This window comes from Duganella sp. FT27W (assembly GCF_009295655.1).
In the GTDB taxonomy this organism is placed as follows: domain Bacteria; phylum Pseudomonadota; class Gammaproteobacteria; order Burkholderiales; family Burkholderiaceae_D; genus Rugamonas; species Rugamonas zoogloeoides.
On record NZ_WHIV01000004.1, the window covers coordinates 388,521 to 410,022 of the forward strand.

Annotated in this window: 16 protein-coding genes; 7 read left to right on the top strand and 9 right to left on the bottom strand. The window is 66.7% G+C overall.

Annotated elements, in window-relative coordinates; genetic code table 11:
* Positions 1-3 precede the first annotated feature (3 nt).
* The 6 genes from F8197_RS18905 (at position 4) to F8197_RS18930 (ending at position 8,334) form a co-directional block, all read left to right on the top strand.
* Positions 4-1,239: an ABC transporter permease gene (locus tag F8197_RS18905; protein WP_152883165.1), complete on the top strand. Its 1,236-nt coding sequence runs from the start codon at positions 4-6 to the stop codon at positions 1,237-1,239.
* A 38-nt stretch (positions 1,240-1,277) separates the two neighbouring features.
* The gene (locus tag F8197_RS18910) at positions 1,278-2,633 is read left to right on the top strand and encodes a sigma-54 dependent transcriptional regulator (RefSeq protein ID WP_152883166.1); all 1,356 of its coding nucleotides are present in this window, start codon (positions 1,278-1,280) and stop codon (positions 2,631-2,633) included.
* Positions 2,634-2,674: 41 nt separating this feature from the next.
* Positions 2,675-4,027, top strand: coding sequence for a PAS domain-containing sensor histidine kinase (locus tag F8197_RS18915; RefSeq protein WP_227012318.1), 1,353 nt, complete (start codon positions 2,675-2,677; stop codon positions 4,025-4,027).
* A gap of 241 nt (positions 4,028-4,268) precedes the next feature.
* A complete protein-coding gene (locus F8197_RS18920) occupies positions 4,269-4,802 on the top strand; it encodes an FxDxF family PEP-CTERM protein (protein ID WP_227012319.1) in 534 nt (177 codons plus the stop codon).
* A 62-nt stretch (positions 4,803-4,864) separates the two neighbouring features.
* A complete protein-coding gene (locus F8197_RS18925) occupies positions 4,865-5,638 on the top strand; it encodes a spermidine synthase (RefSeq protein ID WP_152883168.1) in 774 nt (257 codons plus the stop codon).
* A 254-nt stretch (positions 5,639-5,892) separates the two neighbouring features.
* Entirely contained in the window at positions 5,893-8,334 is a 2,442-nt protein-coding gene (locus tag F8197_RS18930) for a TonB-dependent siderophore receptor (RefSeq protein WP_152883169.1), read from the top strand.
* 115 nt (positions 8,335-8,449) lie between these two features.
* Here F8197_RS18930 and F8197_RS18935 read toward each other — a convergent pair whose 3' ends face one another.
* A complete protein-coding gene (locus F8197_RS18935) occupies positions 8,450-10,042 on the bottom strand; it encodes a PLP-dependent aminotransferase family protein (protein WP_152883170.1) in 1,593 nt (530 codons plus the stop codon).
* An 89-nt stretch (positions 10,043-10,131) separates the two neighbouring features.
* Between F8197_RS18935 and F8197_RS18940 the strand changes: the two genes are divergently transcribed.
* On the top strand, positions 10,132-10,782 hold the full coding sequence (locus F8197_RS18940) for a pyridoxamine 5'-phosphate oxidase family protein (RefSeq protein ID WP_152883171.1): 651 nt from the start codon (positions 10,132-10,134) through the stop codon (positions 10,780-10,782).
* 4 nt (positions 10,783-10,786) lie between these two features.
* Here the strand turns inward: F8197_RS18940 and F8197_RS18945 are convergent, their stop codons facing one another.
* Genes F8197_RS18945 through F8197_RS18980 form a run of 8 tightly spaced genes read right to left on the bottom strand, consistent with a single transcriptional unit; the run spans position 10,787 to position 21,501 of the window.
* Positions 10,787-12,607, bottom strand: a complete 1,821-nt coding sequence (locus F8197_RS18945) for a hypothetical protein (protein ID WP_152883172.1) — start codon at positions 12,605-12,607, stop codon at positions 10,787-10,789.
* Complete coding sequence (locus tag F8197_RS18950; RefSeq protein WP_152883173.1) at positions 12,604-14,874, bottom strand: DUF4175 family protein; 2,271 nt, start codon at positions 14,872-14,874, stop codon at positions 12,604-12,606. Before F8197_RS18950 ends, F8197_RS18945 begins: the two co-directional genes overlap by 4 nt.
* On the bottom strand, positions 14,858-15,910 hold the full coding sequence (locus F8197_RS18955; RefSeq protein ID WP_152883174.1) for a hypothetical protein: 1,053 nt from the start codon (positions 15,908-15,910) through the stop codon (positions 14,858-14,860). The genes F8197_RS18950 and F8197_RS18955 overlap by 17 nt, the downstream gene beginning before the upstream one ends.
* Entirely contained in the window at positions 15,910-16,842 is a 933-nt protein-coding gene (locus tag F8197_RS18960) for a DUF58 domain-containing protein (RefSeq protein ID WP_227012320.1), read from the bottom strand. Before F8197_RS18960 ends, F8197_RS18955 begins: the two co-directional genes overlap by 1 nt.
* A 43-nt stretch (positions 16,843-16,885) precedes the next feature.
* The gene (locus F8197_RS18965) at positions 16,886-17,893 is read right to left on the bottom strand and encodes a MoxR family ATPase (protein WP_227012321.1); all 1,008 of its coding nucleotides are present in this window, start codon (positions 17,891-17,893) and stop codon (positions 16,886-16,888) included.
* Positions 17,894-18,511: a DUF4159 domain-containing protein gene (locus F8197_RS18970; RefSeq protein WP_152883175.1), complete on the bottom strand. Its 618-nt coding sequence runs from the start codon at positions 18,509-18,511 to the stop codon at positions 17,894-17,896. It lies immediately after the preceding gene.
* Between the two features lie 11 nt (positions 18,512-18,522).
* Entirely contained in the window at positions 18,523-19,860 is a 1,338-nt protein-coding gene (locus F8197_RS18975; protein ID WP_152883176.1) for a TldD/PmbA family protein, read from the bottom strand.
* 3 nt (positions 19,861-19,863) lie between these two features.
* Positions 19,864-21,501 carry a TldD/PmbA family protein gene (locus F8197_RS18980; RefSeq protein ID WP_373996909.1) on the bottom strand — a complete coding sequence of 546 codons (1,638 nt, stop codon included), beginning with the start codon at positions 21,499-21,501 and terminating at the stop codon, positions 19,864-19,866.
* Position 21,502 lies beyond the last annotated feature (1 nt).

Consider the following 21,502-nt stretch of genomic DNA (forward strand, 5'->3'; position numbering starts at 1 on the left):
GTCATGGCATTGCATCCGATACTCTCCGCGCTATTGCGCAACAAGACCGGCCCGTTGCTGGTGGCGATCCAGGTGGCGCTGAGCCTGGCCATCCTGGCCAACGCGCTCTATATCATCGAAGTGCGCCAGGCGGTGGCGGCGCGTGCCACCGGCGTAGCCCATGAAGAACAGGTATTCGGCCTGCAGGTGCGGCAGCTGGTCAAGGGCAGCCACCAGGAACAAATCGCCTTGCAACAACGCGAAACGGCCACGCTGCGCGCGGTGGCGGGCGTAGTATCGGTGGCAGCCGTCACGCAATCGCCGCTGTCGCGTTCCGGCAATTACTTTTCCTTGTTCACCGCGCCAGGCCAGACCGCGCCGGTCGCGCAGACCACCCATTACGTGGCCGCCGATTCGCTGGTGCAAACCTGGGGTCTGAAGCTGGTGGAAGGCCGCGATTTCACGGCAACCGATTACATCGACATCGACACCACGGTCAGCTTCGACACGCCTGCGGTGGTGATCATCTCGCAAGCGCTGGCGCGTCAGTTGTTTCCCGGCGCGGCCAGCGTGATCGGGAAAAGCATTTACCAGGGCAGCGGCGCCGACCGCAACGCCATGCGCATCATCGGCGTGGTGGAACGGCTGCAAACGCCAGCCGCGCAGACCAGTGAACGCGGCGAGTTCTCGCTGATCGCACCGGCGCGCCTGACGGGCGGCTTCGGTGCTGATTACACGCTGCGCGCCGAAGCCGGCCAGCGCGATCGCGTCATGAAGGAAGCCGAGGCGGCCATCCGCGCCGCGTCGCCCACGCCGCTGATCGTGCGCTCCAACACGCTGCAAGGGCACCGCCAGGACCGCTACCGCGCCGATTACGCCATGGCCTGGATGCTGGTCACCGTCAGCGTGCTGCTGCTCCTGATCACCGCCAGCGGCATCGTCGGCATGGCCAGCCTGTGGGTTACGCAACGGCGCAAGCAGATCGGCGTGCGCCGCGCGCTCGGTGCCCGGCGCGTGGACATCCTGCGCTACTTCCTGGCCGAGAACTTCATGATCACCAGCGCCGGCGTGGTGGCCGGCGTGCTGCTGGGGCTGGGCCTGAACCAGCTGCTGGTAAGCCAGCTCGAATTGCCACGCCTGCCACCAGTGTACCTGGCGGGCGGCGCCGTCCTGCTGTGGCTGCTGGGCATAGCCGCCGTGTACGGCCCGGCCTGGCGCGCAGCCAGCATCTCGCCGGCTACCGCCACCCGCAGCGCATGACCGGCCACGGGGTGGGAAGGCAATGTTATGCTTACAGCATGCCTACCGTACTCATTATCGACGACAACGCCGGCGTCGCCCTGGCGCTGGACGTGCTGTTCTCGCTGCACGACATCGCCACGCTGCGCGCCGCCTCGCCGCAAGAGGGCCTGGACCTGCTGGCGCGGCACCAGGTGGACCTGGTGCTGCAAGACATGAACTTTACTGCCGACACCACCTCCGGCGAGGAAGGCGTGGCGCTGTTTCGCGCCATCCGCGCCCGCCACCCGGAACTGCCGGTAATCCTGCTCACGGCCTGGACCCACCTGGACGCGGCGGTGGACCTGGTCAAGGCGGGCGCCGCCGACTACCTGGCCAAGCCGTGGGACGACACCCGCCTGGTCGCCACCGTCAACAACCTGATCGCCCTGGGCCAGGCGCGGCGCGACCTGGCCCGCCGCGCGCAGGCCGAGCAGCGCCAGCGCCGCGAGCTCGAAGCGGGTCACGACCTGCGCGGCATGGTGTGGCAAGACCCGGCCACCGAACGCGTGATCCACTTGGCCTGCCAGGTGGCGCGCGCCGACGTGCCGGTGCTGATCAGCGGTCCCAACGGCGCCGGCAAGGAAGGCATTGCCGCCATCATCCAGGCCAATTCCGCCGTGCGCGACGGCCCGTTCGTGGTGCTCAACTGCGGCGCCCTGCCCGCCGAGCTGATCGAGGCCGAACTGTTCGGCGCCGAAGCGGGCGCCTATACCGGCGCCACCCGCGCGCGCGAAGGCAAGTTCGAGGCGGCCGATGGCGGCACGTTGTTCCTCGACGAGATCGGCAACCTGCCGCTGGCCGGACAAATGAAACTGCTGCGCGTGCTGGAAACGGGCCGCTTCGAGCGCCTGGGCGCCAACCGTGAACGGCAAGTGAAAGTGCGCGTGATCAGCGCCACCAATGCCGACCTGCCAGCCATGATCCGCGCCGGCACCTTTCGCGAAGACCTGTTCTACCGCCTCAACGTGATCGAACTGAAGGTGCCGCCGCTGGCCGCGCGCCCGGCCGACATCGTGCCGCTGGCGGTTCACTTCCTCGGCGCTGGCAGGCAGCTGCATGCCGATGCGCAGGCCGCGCTGCTGGCCCATGCCTGGCCCGGCAATGTGCGCGAGCTGAAAAACGTCATGCTGCGCGCCAGCCTGCTGGCGCGGGGCGAGCTGATCCTGGTCGGCGACCTGGGCCTGCCGGCCGCGCCAGCCGCGCCGCCGGCAGGTGCTGCACCGGACGACGCCGGTCGCGAACCGGACCGCGACGCCATCGGCCTGGCCCTGGCGCGCGCCGGCGGCGTGGTGGCGCAGGCGGCGGCCGATCTGGGCCTGTCGCGCCAGGCGCTGTACCGGCGCATGGAACGCCTTGGCATCGTGCGGCCCTGATGTCGTCCCCTACGCCAGGCCCGCATCCGCGCCCGCAAGGCATGCGACTTTCGCTGCTCACCCGCTGGACCGCGCTGGTCGCCACCCTGGTCACGGTCGGCATCGTGATCGCCCAGGGCCTGAGCCACCTGCTGCCCGACCAGCCGCTGCTGGTGCTGGCGCTGTGCCTGCTGTGCGTGCTGCCGCTGGCCATCATCACCATCCGCGCCCAGCTCGAGCACATGCTGTCGCTGTTCCGCGCCCTGACCGGCACCGTCACCAGCTACCAGGACGGCGATTTTTCGTTTTCCCTGCGCTGGCCGCAAAACGACGAACTGAGCGACCTGGTGGACGCCCACAACGCGCTGGGCGACGTGCTGCGCCAGCAACGCCTGGCACTGGTGCAACGTGAATTGCTGCTCGACACCATGGTGCAAAACACCCCGGTGGCGATGCTGCTGATAAACAGCGGTACTGGCAACGGCACCGCCGATAGCGCGGGCCACAGCGGCGCCGTGGTCTATGCCAACATCGCCGCGCGCCAGTTGCTGGCCGAGGGCCGCAAGCTCGAAGGCCAGCGCCTTGACGCCATCCTGGCGCAGGTGTCGCCGGCGCTGTCGGAAGCGCTGGCGCGCGGCGGCGACGGCCTGTTTACCACCACCGCAACCGGCAGCGGGGCCGATGGCGATGAAGAAGATGTGTACCACCTGGCGCGGCGCAGCTTCCAGCTCAACGGTCGCCGCCACGAACTGCTCCTGCTGCGCCAGCTGACCATGGAACTGCGGCGCCAGGAAGTGCAGACCTGGAAAAAAGTGATACGCGTGATCAGCCACGAATTGAACAATTCGCTGGCGCCGCTGACGTCGCTGGCCCATTCCGGCGCCGAGCTGGTGCGGCGCGGCCAGACCGAACGCCTGCCCCATATCCTCGCTACCATCGAAGAACGCACGCGCCACCTGGAGACTTTCATCCTCGGCTATGCCCGTTTTGCCAAGCTGCCCACGCCGCGCCTTGCGATGCAGCATTGGGCGCCGTTTCTGGCCGCGCTGGGCGAGCAAATCCTGTTCCGCGTGGTCGGTTCGCCGCCGTCCGAGCCGTGCGCCTTCGATCCGGCCCAGCTCGAACAAGCACTGCTCAACCTGATCAAGAACGCCCACGAGTCGGGCTCCGCGCCCGACCAGGTGGCGCTCGAAATACGCCGACACTACAATCTGCTGCGCATCGACGTCCACGATCGCGGTCCGGGCATGAGCGATACGGTGCTGACCAACGCGCTGGTGCCGTTCTACTCGACCAAGCGCAGCGGTACCGGCCTGGGCCTGGCGCTGGCGCGCGAAATCATCGAAGCCCACGGCGGTCGCATTACGCTGAGCAATCGCGAAGGCGGCGGACTGACAGTTACCCTGATGCTTTAGTGTCTGTTACACGCAACGCGCCATTGGCGAACTCGACAATAAAATTTTAAATTTTGCACAACGGAAATTAATATAAAGTAATTTTTGTGCACTGCGCCCCGCACGATACAAAAAAGCTATTAAAGTTTGAAATTACATAAGTAAATATAAAATTGACAAGCAATTGAGCCCATCGTAAGTTGACGTTGTAGTTTGCGTTTTCTTGAATCTTCCTCGGGTCTTTATTAAGCGGAGTCATATAATGAAATTAAAATTCATCGCACTGGCAGCAATGCTCGCCGGGTCTATCGCCACCAGCGCGCACGCTGGTTCGTATAACGGCGGTCCATCCACCCCCGACATCCAGCTGGAGCAAAACAGCACCAACCCCGGCTACTGGACCGCTGGCTTCAGCCACACGCCGGTCAATGCCGCTTCGGGCTTCTTCACCGACGTGTTCACCTTCACCCCATCGCCTACCACGCCAGTGTGGGCCAGCGGCGGCGTGATCAACTTCTCGCTGTTCGGCTTTGGCGACCTCGGTTCGATCACGGCTTCGCTCAACAACAACCCGTTCACCGCCTCGGCAACCCAGCCAGGCGTGTTCACGCTGGCGCCGGTGTACCTGGGCGCCGGCCCACTGACGCTCACCGTCAGCGGCATCGTCTCGTCGGGCGGCGGCTCCTATGGCGGCAACATCAATGTGCTGGCCGTACCGGAACCGGAAACCTACGCCATGATGTTGGGTGGCCTGGGCCTGCTGGGCTTCATGGCCCGTCGCCGCAAGAAGAACTGAACCTCCGCGCAGCAAACCCGAAAAGACGCTGCGGCGTCTTTTTTTTGCCGGCAGCCGGTACAATGCCGGCCATGTCTTCCATTCCTACCCGCTTCGACCAGCCGGGCCACCCGCCCGCCACCATCACCGAATACCAGGGCGTGCGCAGCCTGCACCTGGGCACCTCCTGGGTGCAAGGCGCCATGCGCATCGCCAAGCCCGACAACATCGAGCTCGAGTACGTGCAAATGATGATGATGTGGCTGCTCTTCAACGACAGTCCGCGCCACATCGTGCAACTGGGCCTGGGCAGCGCCGCGCTCACCAAGTTCAGCTACCGGCGCTTTCCGAAAGCGCGCGTGACCGTGGCCGAGCTCAATCCCAATGTGATCGCCATGTGCCAGGCGCAATTCGGTCTGCCGTCCAACGACGAGCGCCTCGACGTGCGCGAAATGAACGCCATGGACTTCGTGCTCGCCCCCGCCAACCATGGCACCGTGGACGTGTTGCAGGTGGACCTGTACGACGAGGAGGCGCGCGGCCCGGTGCTCGACTCGCCCGAGTTCTACCAGGCCTGTTACGACACCCTGGCCGACGGCGGCATCATGACCACCAATGTCTTCGGCGACTTTTCCAACTACGACAAGAATTTGCAGGCCATGGAACTGGTGTTCGACGCCGTGGTATGGCTGCCTGAAGTGCACGACGCCAACATCGTGGTGATCGCTTTCAAGGAAGCGCCGGTGATCGATTTTTCGGTGCTGTACGAGCGCGCCGGGCAAATCAAGAAAACACTTAATTTGCCGGCCAAGGCCTGGGTCAACGGTTTGAAGGGCTGGATGCTGGACCAGCGGTAGCTCGCCAGCGATGCAGGCGCGCCACACTTTGCGGCGGCAGCCGCCGCGGGCGTGACTGGTGCCAGCCCAGCATACGATACATTGCGTTACAAAGCACGGAATATCGTCATGACAGCATGCCAAGTATTCATTCTGCAACATTGCCCACCTGAGGGTTGAAAACCCTCATTGCTGCGGGGCCTGCCTCCGACTAGTATTTTTTGACCGACCGGTACCACCGGGCGTTCCCCACAAAAAAATCCTGGAAAGAGACCATGACAAGAGCACCCCACTTCAAGCGCAGCCAACTCGCCGGCATCATTGCCGGCGCCGTCGCCCTGCTGGCCGCCGGCCAGTCCGGCGCGCAATCGGCCGCCGAGGAACAGGCCGCCAAAGAACAAACTGTGGTCGTACTGGGCTCGCGCTCGGTCGCCAAGACTGCGCTCGATACCTCGTCCCCCGTCGGGCTGATCAGCCTGAAAGACATGCAGACCGCCGGCCCGCTGGAGCTGGGCAAGCTGCTGCAGACGCTGGACCCGTCGTTCAACTTCTCCAGCACCTTCATCAGCGACGGCACTGACAGCATCCGCCCCGCCACCCTGCGTTCGCTGGGACCGGACCAGGTACTGGTCCTGGTCAACGGCAAGCGCCGCCACCAGCAGGCGCTGGTCAACGTCCAGCAAAGCGTGGGACGCGGCTCGGCCGGCACCGACATCAACGCCATTCCGCTGGCGGCCATCCACCATATCGAGGTGCTGCGCGACGGCGCCGCCGCCCAGTACGGCTCGGACGCGATTGCCGGCGTGATCAACATCGTGCTCAAGTCGCAGATCAAGGAGACGTCGGTGAGCGGCACCTACGGCACCACCTCGGAAGGCGACGGCGACCTGTACTCGGCCAGCGCCAACACCGGCGTGGCGCTGGGCCAGGACGGCGGCTACCTGAACCTGACGGTCGAAGCGCGCAAGCGCGGTGAAACCAACCGCGCCGGCGCCGACTCGCTGCGCGTGAACCCGCCGCGCGTCACGCAACATATCGGCGACAGCAATACCCGCGACCTGTACTTCTGGTGGAATGCCGCGCTGCCGATCGACAAGGACAGCGAGTTCTACGCCTTCGGCGGCGTCTCCAAGCGCAAGGGCGACTCGTTCGGCTTCTTCCGCTCGGCCGGCGACGACCGCACCGTGCCGGCCGTGTCGCCGAACGGCTTCCTGCCCGCCATCCACACCGACATCAAGGACGCCTCGTTCGCGTTCGGCTACCGGCGCGACCTGGCCAATGACTGGAAGGCCGACATCAGCATCAACCACGGCGCCAGCGAGCTGGCGTTCCACGAATCGGACAGCATCAACACCAGCTACTGGTACGAACCGAAACCGGGCGGCGGCATCTACGCAGAATCGCCGCGCGAAGCCGATACCGGCACCCTGAAATTCAACCAGACCACCTTCAACGCCGACATCAAGGGCCCGGTCAAACTGGGCGACGCCAGCCTGTTCGTGGCCACCGGCTTCGAATACCGCCGCGACAACTACCAGATCGTCGCCGGTGACCCGGTCTCGTACCAGTACGGCCGCACCAACAACCCGGCCATCCGCATCGTGGGCCAGAACGGCAACACTGCCGCCTCGGGCATCCAGGGCTTCCCCGGCTACACCCCGGCCACCGCTGTCGATGACGGCCGCCACAACATCGCGCTGTTCCTCGACGTCGAGCACAAGCCGGTGGACAATGTCACGCTGGCCGGCGCCGTGCGCTATGAGAAATACTCGGACTTCGGCAACACCGTGACCGGTAAACTCAGCGCCCGCTGGGACCCGACCAAGACCGTGGGCGTACGCGGCAGCATCTCCTCCGGCTTCCGCGCGCCGAGCGTGCAGCAGGAGTTCTACAGCTCCGTCTCGACCAACCTGAATAACGGCGTGCTGACCGAAACGCTGACCGCGCGCCAGGGCAGCGCCGTCACGCAAGCCTTCGGCATCGCCCCGCTCAAGGAAGAGACTTCGCGCAACGCCAGCGTGGGCCTGGTACTGCGGCCGGCATCGAACATGTCGCTGACGGTGGACGCGTACCAGATCAAGATCCGTGACCGCATCGTGTTCTCGAGCGAGATCGCACCGGAAGCGAACGGCGGCCCGATCGCCAACGTGCTGCGCCCGCTGGGCGTGGGCCAGGCGCAGTTCTTCACCAACGCGGTCGATACCCGCACCCGTGGCCTCGACATCGTGGCCGAACACACCAGCCGCTTCGCCTCGTCGGCGCTGGTGCTGTCGGGCCAACTGGGCTTCAACAAGACCGAAGTGGCCAAGCGCCATTCGACGTCGTCGGTATTGAGCGGCGAGACCCTGTTCGACCAGGCGCAGGTGACCCTGCTGGAACGCGGCCAACCGCGCAAGCACCACGTGGTGGCGGCCGATTACACCAACGGTGCGTGGAACCTCAACGCCCGCGCCAACTACTACGGCGAAGTGCAGGCGCAAAGCTTCAGCCCCCTGCATACGTGGGATGCGAAATGGCTGGTCGATACGTCGGTGCGCTACGCCTTCAGCAAGCGCACCTTCCTGAGCCTGGGCGTCAACAATCTGTTCGACCAGTTGCCGTCCGAATGGACCAACGGCGGCGACTTCCCGAAACTGGGCTTTACGCGCTGCTGGGAAACCTGCCCGTTCGGCGTCAATGGCCGTTCGATGTACGTGCGCGCCGATACGACGTTTTAAGTGACCCCGGCAAACCTACTGCGCGGCCCGGTGTCGCCCCTGCGTTGCTCAGCGTACCTTCGTACGCTTGCGCTACTCGGGACGACACCGAACCGCTCGCTACGGTTTTCCGAGGTCACTTTGCCGCACGGTAGCGGCGGTTGTATGCCGCCAGGTGCACCACCACCGCCAGCCGCCTGACCAGGTCGTCCATCTCTGCCGCCGGCACCTGCGCGTAGCCGAGCATCAGTCCCTTCCAGCCCGAGCCGCCGTGCGTGTCATGGCGGCTCAGGGCGTTCACCACCACGCCTTGCGCGAGCGCCTGCGCGCTGATCGCCGCGTCGTCCAGCTCCTGGTCGCGCAAGCGCAGCGACAAGTGCATGCCGGCCGACGCGCCGTGCACCGTCGCCACCGCTCCCAGGTGCTTTTCCAGCGCCACCGCCAGCGCATCGCGCCGCTGCCGGTACAGCCGCCGCATGCGCCGCACGTGCAGGGCAAACTGGCCGCTGCGCAGGAATTCGGCCAGCGCCAGCTGCTCGGCCGCGCGCCCGCTCGCATAAGACTGCGCGCGCATGGCGGCAAACGCCGGCGCCAGGTCCCGTGGCACCACCACGAAACCGATGCGCAGGCCCGGGAACATGGTCTTGCTGAAGGTGCCCAGGTAGACCACCGGCGCGCCAGGCACCAGACCCTGCATGGCCGACAGCGGCGCACCGTCGTGGCGGAATTCGCTGTCGTAGTCGTCCTCGATGATCAGGGCGCCGGCCATACGCGCCGCGTCGATCAGCGCCAGCCGGCGCCGCAAACTGAGCACGCTGCCCACCGGGTACTGGTGTGACGGCGTGGTATAGACCAGGCGCGGAGGACGCAGCAGCCAGTCGTCGGCCGTGGGCGCGATGCCGTCGTCATCGACATCGATGCCGGTGACCGCCAGCCTGGCCCCGCGCGCGGCCGCCAGCGCACCGCCGTAGCCGGGGTTCTCGAGCCAGATGGTGTCGCCAGCATCGGCCAGCGCACGCAGGCACAGGTCCAGTCCACCCTGGGCGCCATCGGTGATGAACACCTGGCCGGCATCGCACACCACGCCGCGCGCAGCGCGCAGGTGGTCGGCAATCGCCGCCCGCAGTTCCGCTTCGCCGCAAGGATCGCCGTAGTTCAGTTGCGCGGGCGTGAGTGCACGCCAGGCGCGATCGACCAGGCGCCGCCACAAGGCCATCGGAAACTGGTCGAGCGCAGGCACGCCGGGGACGAACGCGCCCATGCGCTGCGCGGTGCCGTAGAGCGGGCGCAGGTTGCGGGCGCGCTGGGACAGGCCGCTGACGGTGCTGGCGGCTGTATTGGCGGCCGTATTGGCGGCCATGCCGGCTGCCGTGCCGACAGCTCGCGGCGCGGCCGTTGACCGCGGCGCCACCACCCGGGACGCTATCGCAGCCGTGGCAATCGGCACAGCTGCGATAGCGGCCAGCGGTACCAATGTCGCCACCACGGTGCCACGCCGGTCGGTGACGACAAAGCCTTCGCTGGCCAGTTGCTCATATGCGTACAGCACGGTGTTGCGGGCCACGTGCAACTCCTCCGCCAGAACCCGCGATGCGGCCAGGCGGGTGCCGGCGGCCAGCGTGCCGTCGCGGATCGCCGCGCGCAGGCATTCGTGCAGCAGGCGCTGGCGCGGCCAGGCGCGGTGGCTGTGCTGATGCGTGTAGGTGGCAAGCAGCCGGGCAAGGTCCATCGTGGCTCCATGAAAACTGATAGTTGTGGACCTTATTTCAGGGCCAGCATCGCATTATATTGGTGTCTCACTTTTCTGAGATGGAGAACATGAACGACCACGCCAACGCCCCCAGCGCGCGCACCCGCGTACGCCGCGTCGCCACCAACGCGCACTACGACCCCGCCACCCTGCACGCGATCATCGACGCCGCCTACCTGTGCCACATCGCCTTTACCGACAGCCTGGGCGCGCACTGCATCCCAACCGCCTGCTGGCGCGACGGCGAGTACCTGTACATCCACGGCTCCAACGGCAGCCGCATGCTCAAGCGCCTGCAGGAGAGCGATGCCTGCGTGACCATCACCCACCTGGACGGCCTGGTGATGGCGCGTTCGGCGTTCAGCCATTCGATGAACTACCGGTCGGCGATGATCTACGGACGCTTCGAAGTGGTGGCCGACGAGGCAGCGCGGCGCCGGGCGATGCAAGACTTCATGGAGCAGTTGCTGCCGGGCCGCCAGGCCGAAGTGCGGCCAGGCTCGGACAAGGAATACGCAGCGACAACCGTGATGCGCATCGCGCTCGACGAAGCGGCCTGCAAGGTGCGCAGCGGCGGCCCAAAGGACGACGAAGAAGACCTCCCCTGGCCGGCGTGGGCGGGCGTGCTGCCGTTCGCGCAAACCCGGCTGGCGCCGGTGGCCGATCCGGCCTGCACCATCGAGGCGCCGGCGCATATATCGGGATGGCAGAGCGCTTGAATCGTTAACCGGCCACCGGGATGCCGGAGGCGAGGTCGGCATCGGCGTTGCGCCCTGGCGCTGGTCGTGCGGGGTTGCCATGCTGCTCGCGCCACCACAGCACCAGCATGCACAGCGCGAACAAGACGGCAAACGGCATCGCTGGCAGCGGGCGGTCATTGACGGCGCCGCCAGTGGTGCCGCTGGTGGTGCCGTCAGTGGCGTTGGTGGCATCACTGGTGCCGTTGTCGTTTGCCTCGCCGGTGGCAGCCCGGTTGCTGACAGCGCGCGCGGCATAGACGGCCGTTGCCTCGCGCCGCAGCGTGCGCTGCCACGCCGGCCAGTCGCCCGGTGCATACACGTACTGGCGTCCCGCCTCCAGGCCCTCGCTGCGCAGCGCCACCCAGCCCGCCTGTGGCGCCCACACGGCGGCGCACACGGCATCGGCCTTGTCGGCACGCGGTAGCAGACGGGTATCGGCCAGGCCGTCGATATGCAGCGCCGCGCCTGGCTTGGCGCCTCGCGCGCAAATCTCGGTGCGCAGCCCGGGCAGCGGCATCGGGTCCGTCAATACCCACCCGGCCCCGGACTCGCCGGCCAGCGCCATCGCATCCATCGCCCCCTGCCACCACAGCGCCAGCGCCCGTGGCGCGCTGATCGCGTAGCGGTGCCAGTCGGCCACGCCTATCCACACCACGCGCCCCTGGCCCAGCGCGCGCTGCCACGCCCATGGCCGCGCATGGCTGTCGCGCGCCAGCGTCGTCCACTCGCCGCCGGGCGCATCATCGGGATTCAGTGCAGCCGGCGCCAGCGTCAACTCCGCACCGGCAAGCGCAAACCGGCGCTGGTCTTCCTGTTCCGTGGTCGGCGACTGCGGCCGCACCCGCAAGCCCAGGTCGCGCTGCCACAGGCCGGCATCGGCCGCGTTGCCGCCCAGGACCACCAGCGGCACGCCCTGCCGCACTTGCGCCAGCAAGGCCGCGCGCGCGGCTGGCGCCAGCTGTTCGACATGGGCGGCATCGACCACCATCGCATTGGGAGCCGTAATGGCCGTGCGTGCGGTCTCGGTGCGGGCGATGGCCTTGCCCAGCACGACCTGCCAGTCGAGCACCGCGCCGCCGTCGGTCAGCAGGCGATTGAGCGCGCTGGCATCGAACGAGGGCGCGTTGAAGCGGCCGACGATCTGCAGCGGCATGGCGGCCGTTACCTGGACCGGTACCGGTCCGCTGGCGACGACCTTGCCGGCGGCATCGAGCACGCGCGCGTGCAGCACCATCGCCTCGGCCACCGGCGGCAACCATTGCACGGACCTTTGGGACGATTTGCCAGCGCTGCGGCTGGGGGCGCTAGCTGCATTTGGCGCATTAGCGGCACTGGACGCCGAATCGGCCAGTACCTGGCCGTTCTCGGCCAGCAGCTGCAGCCGCCACGCGCCTTGCGCCTGCGGGCGGTGTACGGTCAGCGTGAATACGCGGCCCAGCGCCATGGTGCGCGGGAAGTCGAGCGACAGCGCTTCTTCCTTGGTTGGCGTCCAGCGCAGCGGGCGGGCCGGCAGATCCTGCCATTGCGCGGCGCGCAGGCCGTCGCCGGCCAGGTCGATCGAGCCGGCATCTGCAATCGCCTGCACTTGGGCGTCGGTGATGGCGCCACTGGCATCGGTGGTGATCGTCAGCGCGGGCGCAGGCACGGGCAGGCGGGCATCGGCCAGCGCCACAGCCAGCGCCGCTCCCGCCAATACGGCCAGCAAGGCGTTGAACCACTGGCGCCGCCGGCCATACAGCGCGGCGCTGAGGATGCCGATTGCCAGGGCCGCGCAGGCCAACGCCAAATGGGTGACCGTGATCATCGTTGCGGCTCCGGTTTCGGCTGATGTTTGGACTGCGGCGGTTGCTGTTGTGCGGACGGCTGCGGTTGCGATTGCGATTGCAGTCGCTGCGGCGCCTGCTGCTTCGGTTGCTGTTCTGACTGATCCTGCTGCCTGGTCTCGTTGCGCCAGGCGCTCAGGAACGGCGACTGCGTTGTTGCGCGCGCCTGCACCAGCACTGGCGCATCGGCCAGCGTGCCGCGCAGCCAGGCGCGTAGCGGACCGCGACACGGTACGCAGCCGTCCTGCACATCCTGCACCGCGCGTTGCGCCGCCAGTTTCTGTTCCGGGTCGGCGATGCGGGCGCCGATGGCGTCGCGCGCGGCCTTGCTCCACAACGCCGGCAGTGCGCCATCCAGCGCCAGCTCCTGCACCAGGTCGCGCACTTCGGCCGGCACCGTGTCGTCCGGGGCTCCCTGCGCGCGCTTGTAACTCATGGCGCCCACCATGTCGCCGCTCATGCGTTTTTCTTCCTTGAGCGCGGGCGGTACAAAGGCGGTGCGGTGCAGGTACACGCGCTCGGCCGCCTGCAGTTCCTTGATGGCGCCCAACGCCTTGTACTCGGGGCCCAGGGCTGCCTTCGGTGTCACCGCGCGCAACGCCTTTTCCGCATCCCACATGGCCGCCAGCGCGCGTTTCAGGATCGCCTTGGTTTGCGGGTCGAAGATGGTGGCGTTGTCTTCCTGGTCGTGGACGTGGCCGAAGCGCTGCATGGCGCCCACCTCGGTGCCCATCGATTGATTGCTGTGCTGCTGGTCGCTGGACGCACCGCCATGCTCCTCGTGACTGTCATGCTCCTTGTGGCTGTCATCTTCCTTGTGGCCGGGCTGCTTGCTGTCATGCTCCTCGTGCCCGTGCTCGTCGCCAAACAGGCTCGATTCCTCGCCCAGGAACTGGCCGTAGCGCAGCCGCAGCGCGGCCTGGTCGGCGGCGATTGCCTCGCTGCGCGCGCGCAGATCGGCCAGCCTGGGCCGGGCCTGGAGGTCGGCCACCAATTGTTCGGTGTCGATGATGACCTGGCGCTGGCTGCGCAAACTTTCCGGTTTGACCATGGTGGGCAGCGCGGTCGAATCGACGCTTTCAGCCTCCGGTCCCGGCAGGCGCAGCGTATAGGTAGGCGACTGCACGGTGTGCGGATTTTCGGGATCGTTGTCGGTGGCGCGCACGAAGAAATACAGTTCGTCGCCCGGCTCCATGCCCAGCTCAGCCAAGGTCCACTGCTTGTTCCAGGTCCGCTGTTTGGGGTCCGCAGACTTGGGCAGCGGCACTTCGCGGTCGGTGAAGCGCACGTTCTCGCCGCTGCCGCGCGCCAGCGTCATATGCAGGCTGGCGCGTACGATGGCGTAGTCGTCGCGCACCACCACGGCGATGCGCGCGGTCGCCGCATCCCTGGCCAGCAGGTGAATCAATTCAACCGGCTCGGCGATGGTCACTTGCGGCGCTTGATCCTGTGTGACGCGGATGTTGTAGCGCGCGCCGCCGCCAGTGCCGGCATTACGGGCGCGCCAGAACAGCGAGTCCTCTACGCGGAGGGTGGCGCAGGATTCGCCCACGGCCAGAATGGCGCCGTCGCTCAGCTCCACCGCTGCCTTTTCGGCGGGCGAGTCGGCAGGCTGACGCACGCACCATTGCACCTGCGCGTATTGCGGCACCTTGATATCGCGCGCACCGGTCTCGAAGGGGGCCACGCCAGTGTAAGCAGGCGGCGTGACGCGCAGGTAGATTTCGCCGGCGACCACCGGCGTGTTGGCAGCCGGCGTTGCGGCGGGTTGCGCAACGGCGCGTACGGTGCCGGCATCGTAAAGCCAGGCGGCGCCGGCGACGATCACCGCCAGCACTACCGGGGCGAGCGAGGATGGTGCGGCCAGCGGCGCGCGGCGGCAGGCGATGGCGCGATAGTCGGCGGTGCTCAAGCTGGTAGCAAGGCGCGCCTGCAACCGCTGCTGCTGCAAGCGCGCCATCGGCGTGGCTGGCTCGCCGGCCAGCAGCGCGCTGCTGTCTTCCAGCGCCGGCACGGCGGCGTCCAGCCAGGCGGCCCATTGTGCGGCAATGCGCTGGCGCCAGCGCCAGGCGTCCAGCGCCAGCCCGAGCGCCCAGGCGGCCAGCGCCGCCAGCAGCCACGTGCGCATGGCCGGCAGCAGCACAGCAGCGGCCACCAGCGGAGTCAATGCGGCCAACCAGGCTGGCGCACGGCGGCGCAGCACGGCGGCCCACAGCCGCTGGCGCAACAGGTCAGGAGCGGCGGGCATGGGTCAGACTCCGTTCCAGTAAAAACAGTGCCAGCAACAGCCAGGCGATCCAGTAGGCAGGCTTGGCATCGGCGACAGCGGACGCCACGTCAAACTTGTGCGACGGCGCCGGATAGGCAGGCGCCGGTGCAGCAGCGAGCAGGCGCCATGCTTCGTACAGGGCGCGCGCGGTCTCGGCATCTTGCGGCGGGAAGGCGGCCGAGGTCCACAGGCGGCCGCGCGGACTGTCGGCGTGGCGCAGTGTGATGCCGTTGATGGTGATGGTGGTGGCCTTGCTCAGTTCCGGCCAGGTCTTGTCATTACCTGCGCCCAGCCACCAGTGCGGCGCGCGCCAGTCTGCGGGCGGCGCCAGTGCAGGCGTGTCCCAGACGATCAATTCGGTCGCGGCGACGGGCGCGCCGGCAATTACGTAACGCTGCGCGCCATCGCCAGCCTGGTCGAACGCAGCAAATAGCGCGCGCCAGGCCTGTACGCGCTCGGGCACTGCCGACAGCGCGACCCGGTGACTCACAGGTGACGTGGCTGGTGCCGGAGGTACGTTTGGCGCAGCCTGCACCCGCAGCTCCACCGCGTGACCGAACTGCGGCGCCCGCGCGGGCATGCCGATCTGTCCCTCGCGCGCAACGATCAACAGCCGCGCACCGGCGCGCCAGTTACGGTCGTTGTGGCGCAGCCAGGCCAGCGCGTCCGGCGGCAAATCGATGCGCCGCGCTCCATCCATCCCCGCATCGGCGATCTGGCGCGCAGCCCACGCCTGATCGGCGCCGGCATCGACCAGCACCGTGTCGCCGCGCCATGGCAATACGGTGACGGCCAGCCAGGCGATCAGCGCCACCAGCAACAGGCAGCGCACCAGCAACAGCAAGCGGTCGCGCCACTGCCATACGCGCAACTGCTGCGGCGCGGCAGCAGCCAGGAAGCGCGCGGTAGCCAGAAATTGGGCGTCGAGTCGCTGGCGCTTTTGCCGGTGCCACCAGATCGGCAGCAACAGCAGCAGCGGCAGCGCCAGCCACCACCAGGGATAGCTACTGGTCATCAACGCGCTCCCGCCTTTTGCAGCCAGCGGCGCAAGACGTCCGTCAGCGGCTGCTCGATACACGCCTCGTGGTGGACGATATCGTGCTGGCGGCAGTTGGTGGCAATCGCGCCGAAGTGGGCCGCGCTGCGCTCGAGGTATGCCGCGCGGTCGGCCCTGGTGAACCTGTGCAGGCCGGTCTCCTGCTCCGGATCACGGTAGGCCGCTCCAGAGGGGAAATCGGCATCGACCTCGGCCCGCGTGCGCACCGTCAGCAGGCGCACATCGTGGTGCAGCTTGCGCAGGCGCAGCAGCGCCTCCGACAGCGGCGACGGCCCAGACTGGCCGTGCCAGTCCAGGCCATCTGTGGCGGCAAATACGAGGCTCGGCGCGCGCGCAAAATGCAGGCTCGATTTCAATACCTGCGCGGTCGGCGGCAGGCCGTCCGCCCGCGCGGCAGCCAGCCGCGCCAGCACCCGCTGCAAGTGGCGCGGTCCGCGATCGGCCGGCGTGAATGCCACCTTGCCGCCGCTACAGATGGCGAGGCCGAAGGCATCGCCCTGGCGCTGGGCGATGGCGGCCACGCAGGCCAGTGCCGTGCGGGCAAACCACAGTTTATCGACGCCTTTCAGTTCGCGGCTCGGCTCCGCCATCGAGGCCGAGGCATCGAGCCAAAGCCAGGTGGCGACGTGACTGTCGCGCTCCGCCTCGCGCACAAAATAACGGTCGGCGCGGGCCAGCAATTTCCAGTCCACGCGCCGCCATTCGTCGCCGGGTGCATAGGCGCGGTATTCGGAAAACTCGACGCCCGCGCCGCGCTCGCGGCCCGCGTGGATGCCGTGGCCGAGACCGGCCAGCACGTGGCGGATCACCAGCGCCAGGTCGCGCGTAGCGGCCATGGCGGCATTGGTCGCAGCGGGCATGGCGGCGGGGGATGGAGGTGAAACGGGCATCGGCAATGGGCGCGTGTTGGACGAAATGGACGTGGAGCGTCGGCTAATCGGGACGGATATGCTCGCGCAGCGCCAGCAGGATGTCGGCGATCGCCACACCGTCGGCCTCGGCCTCGAAGTTGCGGATCACGCGATGCGCCAGCACCGGCAGCAGCATGGCGCCGATATCCTCGCGCGTGACCGCCAGCCGGTTGTGCATCAGCGCCCGCGCCTTCGATGCCAGCACCAGCGCCTGGCCGGCGCGCGGACCGGCGCCCCAGCCCACGTGCTGCTTCACCGCTGGCACGGTGGTGAGCGCGGGCCGGGTGGCGCGCACCAGCCGCGTGGCGTACGCCAGCAGATGCTCGCCGATTTCGATATCGCGCACCAGCTGCTGCAGGCGCAACAGCGTGGCCACGTCCATCACCGGTTCGGCATCGCGCAGGCCGGCGTTGGTGGTGGCGGCGACCATGCGGATTTCTTCTTCCTCGGTCGGATAGACGACATCGATGCGCAGCAGGAAGCGGTCGAGCTGCGCCTCCGGCAGCGGATAGGTACCGGCCTGCTCGATCGGGTTCTGCGTCGCCAGCACGAAGAAGGGCTTGGGCAGCACATGGGTTTGGCCGGCGAAGGTGACGCTGCGTTCCTGCATCGCTTCGAGCAGCGCCGACTGGGTTTTGGGCGGTGCGCGGTTGATCTCGTCGGCCAGCAGCACCTGGGTGAATACTGGCCCGGGCTGGAAGCGGAACTCGCGCTTGCGCGTGGCCTGGTCTTCTTCCAGGATCTCGGTGCCGACGATATCGGACGGCATCAGGTCGGGCGTGAACTGCACCCGGTGGAACGCCATGTCGGTTGCCTGCGAGAGGGACTTGACCAGCAGCGTCTTGCCCAGTCCCGGCACGCCTTCCACCAGCGCGTGGCCGCCGGCCAGCAGGCAGATGATGAGCGAGTCGATCACGTTTTCCTGGCCGATGATCACCTTCGACATGCTGGCCTTGAGCGCCACCACCTTGGCGGACAACGCGCCAACTTCACTTTCGCTCCAGGCGATTGCGCCCATCGTACCGCTCATCTAAGCTCCCAACGCGTATTGAATGATATTGACCGCAAAGCGGGTGTTGTCGATCGCCAGAAACCGCTTGTTGCGAAAGTCGTAGTCCCACTCGCAGCCATAGTCCTTGTTACTGTATAAAATTCGCACCCGTCCGCCCACTTCCACCGCCTTCAGGTAGTCGTGTACCAGGTCGTCGCCCCAGCCATTGAGTTCCACGCCGGTCGTCGGCGGCCCCTCGAACTTGAAGAAGCTCGAATAGACCGGGTGGTTGTTCGCGATCTTCTGCAAGGCGCGCTTGCCGAAGATGCTGGCGATCTCGGACTCGAACGACTTGGCGAACAGGCCGTCGATGTCGTGGTTGCAGTCATCCACGAACACGAAGCCGCCGCCCTTCACGTAGCGCTCGAGGTTCTTGCGCTCGGCCGGCGTGAATTGCACCAGCTTGTGGCCGGCGAAGTAGCAGAACGGCGCCTCGAGCATCTTCGAGTCGGACAGGGCCACGATACGCTCCACCGGATCGACGCGCAGGGTCGTGTACTCGACCAGCGAATTGAGCACGTTGCTGGGCATGCGCACATCGACATCCCAGTCGCCCGACTCGTAAGTCAGGCGGGTGAAGTAGAAATCCCAGGCCAAATCCGTCTGCCTTACACCGCGTCCGACAGCGACGTAAAGTTAAAGTCGCGCACCTTCATCGGCGGTATCATCATCTGGTAGCGCACTTCGTCGCCGCCGATCACCACCGGCTTGCCCAGTTCCTCGATATTGTTCAGCATCGACACCGGGCTTTCGTTGAAGCGGAAGTTCTTGATCGGGTGCTTGATCTTGCCGTTCTCGATGTAGAAGGTGCCGTCGCGCGTCAGTCCCGTGAGCAGCAGCGACTGCGGATCGACCATGCGGATATACCAGGTGCGCGTGACCAGCACGCCCTTCTTGGCCGACGCGATCAGCTCTTCGGTGGACTTGCCGCCGCCCGACATGATCATGTTGCCGTGGCGGCCGATGGCGCGCTTGCCCTGCTTCTCGGCCCAGTACGGGGTGTAGTCGAGCGAGGCGATCTTGCCGCCCTTGATCACGTCGGTGCGCTCGCGCGCCAGCATCGACGCGTTGTCCCAGCCCAGCACCGGCACGTCCGGGTTCCACGGATCGGCCCACAGGTTCACCTGCTCGTCGAACAGCTTTTCGCCGAGACGATTACCACCTCCCTTCTTGGACAGGAAGCTGCGGCCCTCGTCGGCCTGGCGCGCATCGAAAGCGCCGAACATGCGGCCGATGATTTCCGACGTGGCGGCCGGCTCCAGGATCACCGTGTAGCGGCCCGGTTCGATGGCCTTGGCATTGACCGAAGTAAGCGCCTTTTCGATGGCGATCTCGGACGCCTCGCGCGCGTTGAACCTGGCGGCATCGTTGGCCGAACGCGTCACCCAGCCCGAACCCAGGCCGTCCTCGGTGCGGGTAGTGACCGTGAAGCCGAGGTTGGTCAGGGTCTGGTAGCCGAACACGCCGTTGGAGTTGGCCACGGTTTCGAAGCCGGTGGTGTCACTGAAAAAGCCGGCGGCGACCAGGCCCTTCTTTCGCGCCAGCTCGATGCTCGCTGCCGCCACCTCGGCGCGGTATTCGGGATCGATGGCGGCGGTGGTCGCGCTGTACGTGGACGACGCTTTATAAACCTGCCCTTTCACGGCCGGCAGGAACTCCGGATTTTCCGGCGCCAGGCGCGCCACTTCCTCGGCGCGGCGCACGGCTTTTTCCAGCGACTTGTCATCGAACTCGTTCACCGACGCCGTGCCCTGGCGCTTGCCGAAGGCCACGCTCACGGTGAGCTGGGTGTTTTGCACCAGGCCGGCGGTGGACACGCTGTTGCGCGCGTAGCGCACGTTGCCGCGCTGGCTGCCCGAAATCTGCACCCGGCATTCGTCGGCTTTCGACAGCGCCATCACCTTGTCGCAAATCTGTTTTGCTTCGTCTTGCGTGAGCATCTTCATCGTTTATCCTATCTTGCGTGCGGTGTTGATCACATTGATGCCGTTGAAGCGCGTGGTGGGCGAACCGTGCGACACGGCGCTGACCTGGCTCGGCTGGCCCTTGCCATCGAAGAAGGAGCCGCCCATGCGCCAGTCGCGCGCATCGCACAGCGCCGTGCAGGCGTTCCAGAACTTCTGGGTGTTCGATTGGTAGGCCACGTCTTCGAGCTGGTTGCCGATCTTGCCGTTCTTGATCTCGAAATACAGCTGGCCGCCGAACTGGAAGTTGTAGCGCTGCTGGTCGATCGAGAACGAACCGCGACCGAGGATGTAGATGCCCTTCTTGACATCCTTGACCATCTCGTCGGGCGTCAGCTGCTTCTTGCCCGCCGCCAGGGAGACATTGGGCATGCGCTGGAACTGCACGCTGCTCCAGCTGTCCGCGTACGAGCAGCCTTGCGATTCCTTCTCGCCGATGACGTGGGCCTGGTCGCGCGTGGCCTGGTAGTTGACCAGGATGCCGTCCTTGATGATGTCCCAGCGCTTGGCCGGCACGCCTTCGTCGTCGTAACCGACGCAACCGAGCGATGCCGCCGTGGTGCGGTCGGCGATGAAGTTGACGATATCGGAGCCATACTTGAATTTCTTGCTTTGCCACTTGTCGAGCGTGGCGAAGCTGGTGCCGGCGTAGTTGGCTTCGTAGCCAAGCACGCGGTCCAGTTCCGTCGCGTGGCCCACCGACTCGTGGATGGTCAGGAACAGGTGTTCGGGCGACAGCACCAGGTCGTACTTGCCCGGCTCCACCGACTTGGCAGTGAGCTTTTCGCGCGCCTGGCGGCCGGCCGCACGGGCGTCCTCGATCAGGTCATACGCGCCGTTGTACAGCGTGGTCACGCCGCCAGCCGCCTTGAGCTTGTGCTCGGGACGGGCGTCGAAGAATTCATAACCCATCGCCACCGGCGACGACAATCCGTCGCGGGTGCGGAAGCGGTTGCTGGCCTTGTCCACGGCAGTGGCGGTGAACGGCGACCACAAACGGTGCATATCCTGGTCGATGTACGAACCGTCGGTGGACGCAAAATACTTTTGCTGGTTGACCTGGAACAGGTTGGCCTGCATGAAGTTGGCGCCCGCATCCAGGCCGGCCTTGTTGGCGGCGATCAGCAGCTCGGCCTTTTCCTTGATCGGCACCGCGCGCCAATCCTTCTTGAACGGCGTGGCCCATGCCACGTCGCCCACGCCTTTCACAGGTGCCAGCACCACGGGTTCGAGCTGCAGCTTCGCATTGGCGCGGGCAATCGCCACGGCCTGGCGCGCGGCGTCGGCCACCGAGTCGAGCGTCATCACGTTGGTCGAGCAAAAGCCGTAGGCGCCGCCGGCGATCACGCGCACGCCCACGCCGGACGACTCGGTGTTGACGATGTCTTCCACGTTGAGGTCGCGCGTGGTGATGAACTGATTCAGGTAGCGGCCGATGCGCACATCGCAGTAGCTGGCGCCGGCCTTGGTGGCCGCGTTGAGGGCGGCATCGGCCAGCGACTTCTTGAACTGCACCGCCATTGGGCTCAGCAACTCGTCGGCGGCGATGGCGTTACCGAAAACGGGGATCAGCAAGCTGCCGCCGGCGGCGGCGCTGACCTTTAAAAATGAACGTCGTTCCACT

Coding starts and splice junctions, on each gene's coding strand:
- F8197_RS18905 (WP_152883165.1), top strand. CDS start 4: ATGGCATTGCATCCGATACTCTCCGCGCTATTGCGCAACAAGACCGGC.
- F8197_RS18910 (WP_152883166.1), top strand. CDS start 1,278: ATGCCTACCGTACTCATTATCGACGACAACGCCGGCGTCGCCCTGGCG.
- F8197_RS18915 (WP_227012318.1), top strand. CDS start 2,675: ATGCGACTTTCGCTGCTCACCCGCTGGACCGCGCTGGTCGCCACCCTG.
- F8197_RS18920 (WP_227012319.1), top strand. CDS start 4,269: ATGAAATTAAAATTCATCGCACTGGCAGCAATGCTCGCCGGGTCTATC.
- F8197_RS18925 (WP_152883168.1), top strand. CDS start 4,865: ATGCCGGCCATGTCTTCCATTCCTACCCGCTTCGACCAGCCGGGCCAC.
- F8197_RS18930 (WP_152883169.1), top strand. CDS start 5,893: ATGACAAGAGCACCCCACTTCAAGCGCAGCCAACTCGCCGGCATCATT.
- F8197_RS18935 (WP_152883170.1), bottom strand. CDS start 10,042: ATGGACCTTGCCCGGCTGCTTGCCACCTACACGCATCAGCACAGCCAC.
- F8197_RS18940 (WP_152883171.1), top strand. CDS start 10,132: ATGAACGACCACGCCAACGCCCCCAGCGCGCGCACCCGCGTACGCCGC.
- F8197_RS18945 (WP_152883172.1), bottom strand. CDS start 12,607: ATGATCACGGTCACCCATTTGGCGTTGGCCTGCGCGGCCCTGGCAATC.
- F8197_RS18950 (WP_152883173.1), bottom strand. CDS start 14,874: ATGCCCGCCGCTCCTGACCTGTTGCGCCAGCGGCTGTGGGCCGCCGTG.
- F8197_RS18955 (WP_152883174.1), bottom strand. CDS start 15,910: ATGACCAGTAGCTATCCCTGGTGGTGGCTGGCGCTGCCGCTGCTGCTG.
- F8197_RS18960 (WP_227012320.1), bottom strand. CDS start 16,842: ATGCCCGTTTCACCTCCATCCCCCGCCGCCATGCCCGCTGCGACCAAT.
- F8197_RS18965 (WP_227012321.1), bottom strand. CDS start 17,893: ATGAGCGGTACGATGGGCGCAATCGCCTGGAGCGAAAGTGAAGTTGGC.
- F8197_RS18975 (WP_152883176.1), bottom strand. CDS start 19,860: ATGAAGATGCTCACGCAAGACGAAGCAAAACAGATTTGCGACAAGGTG.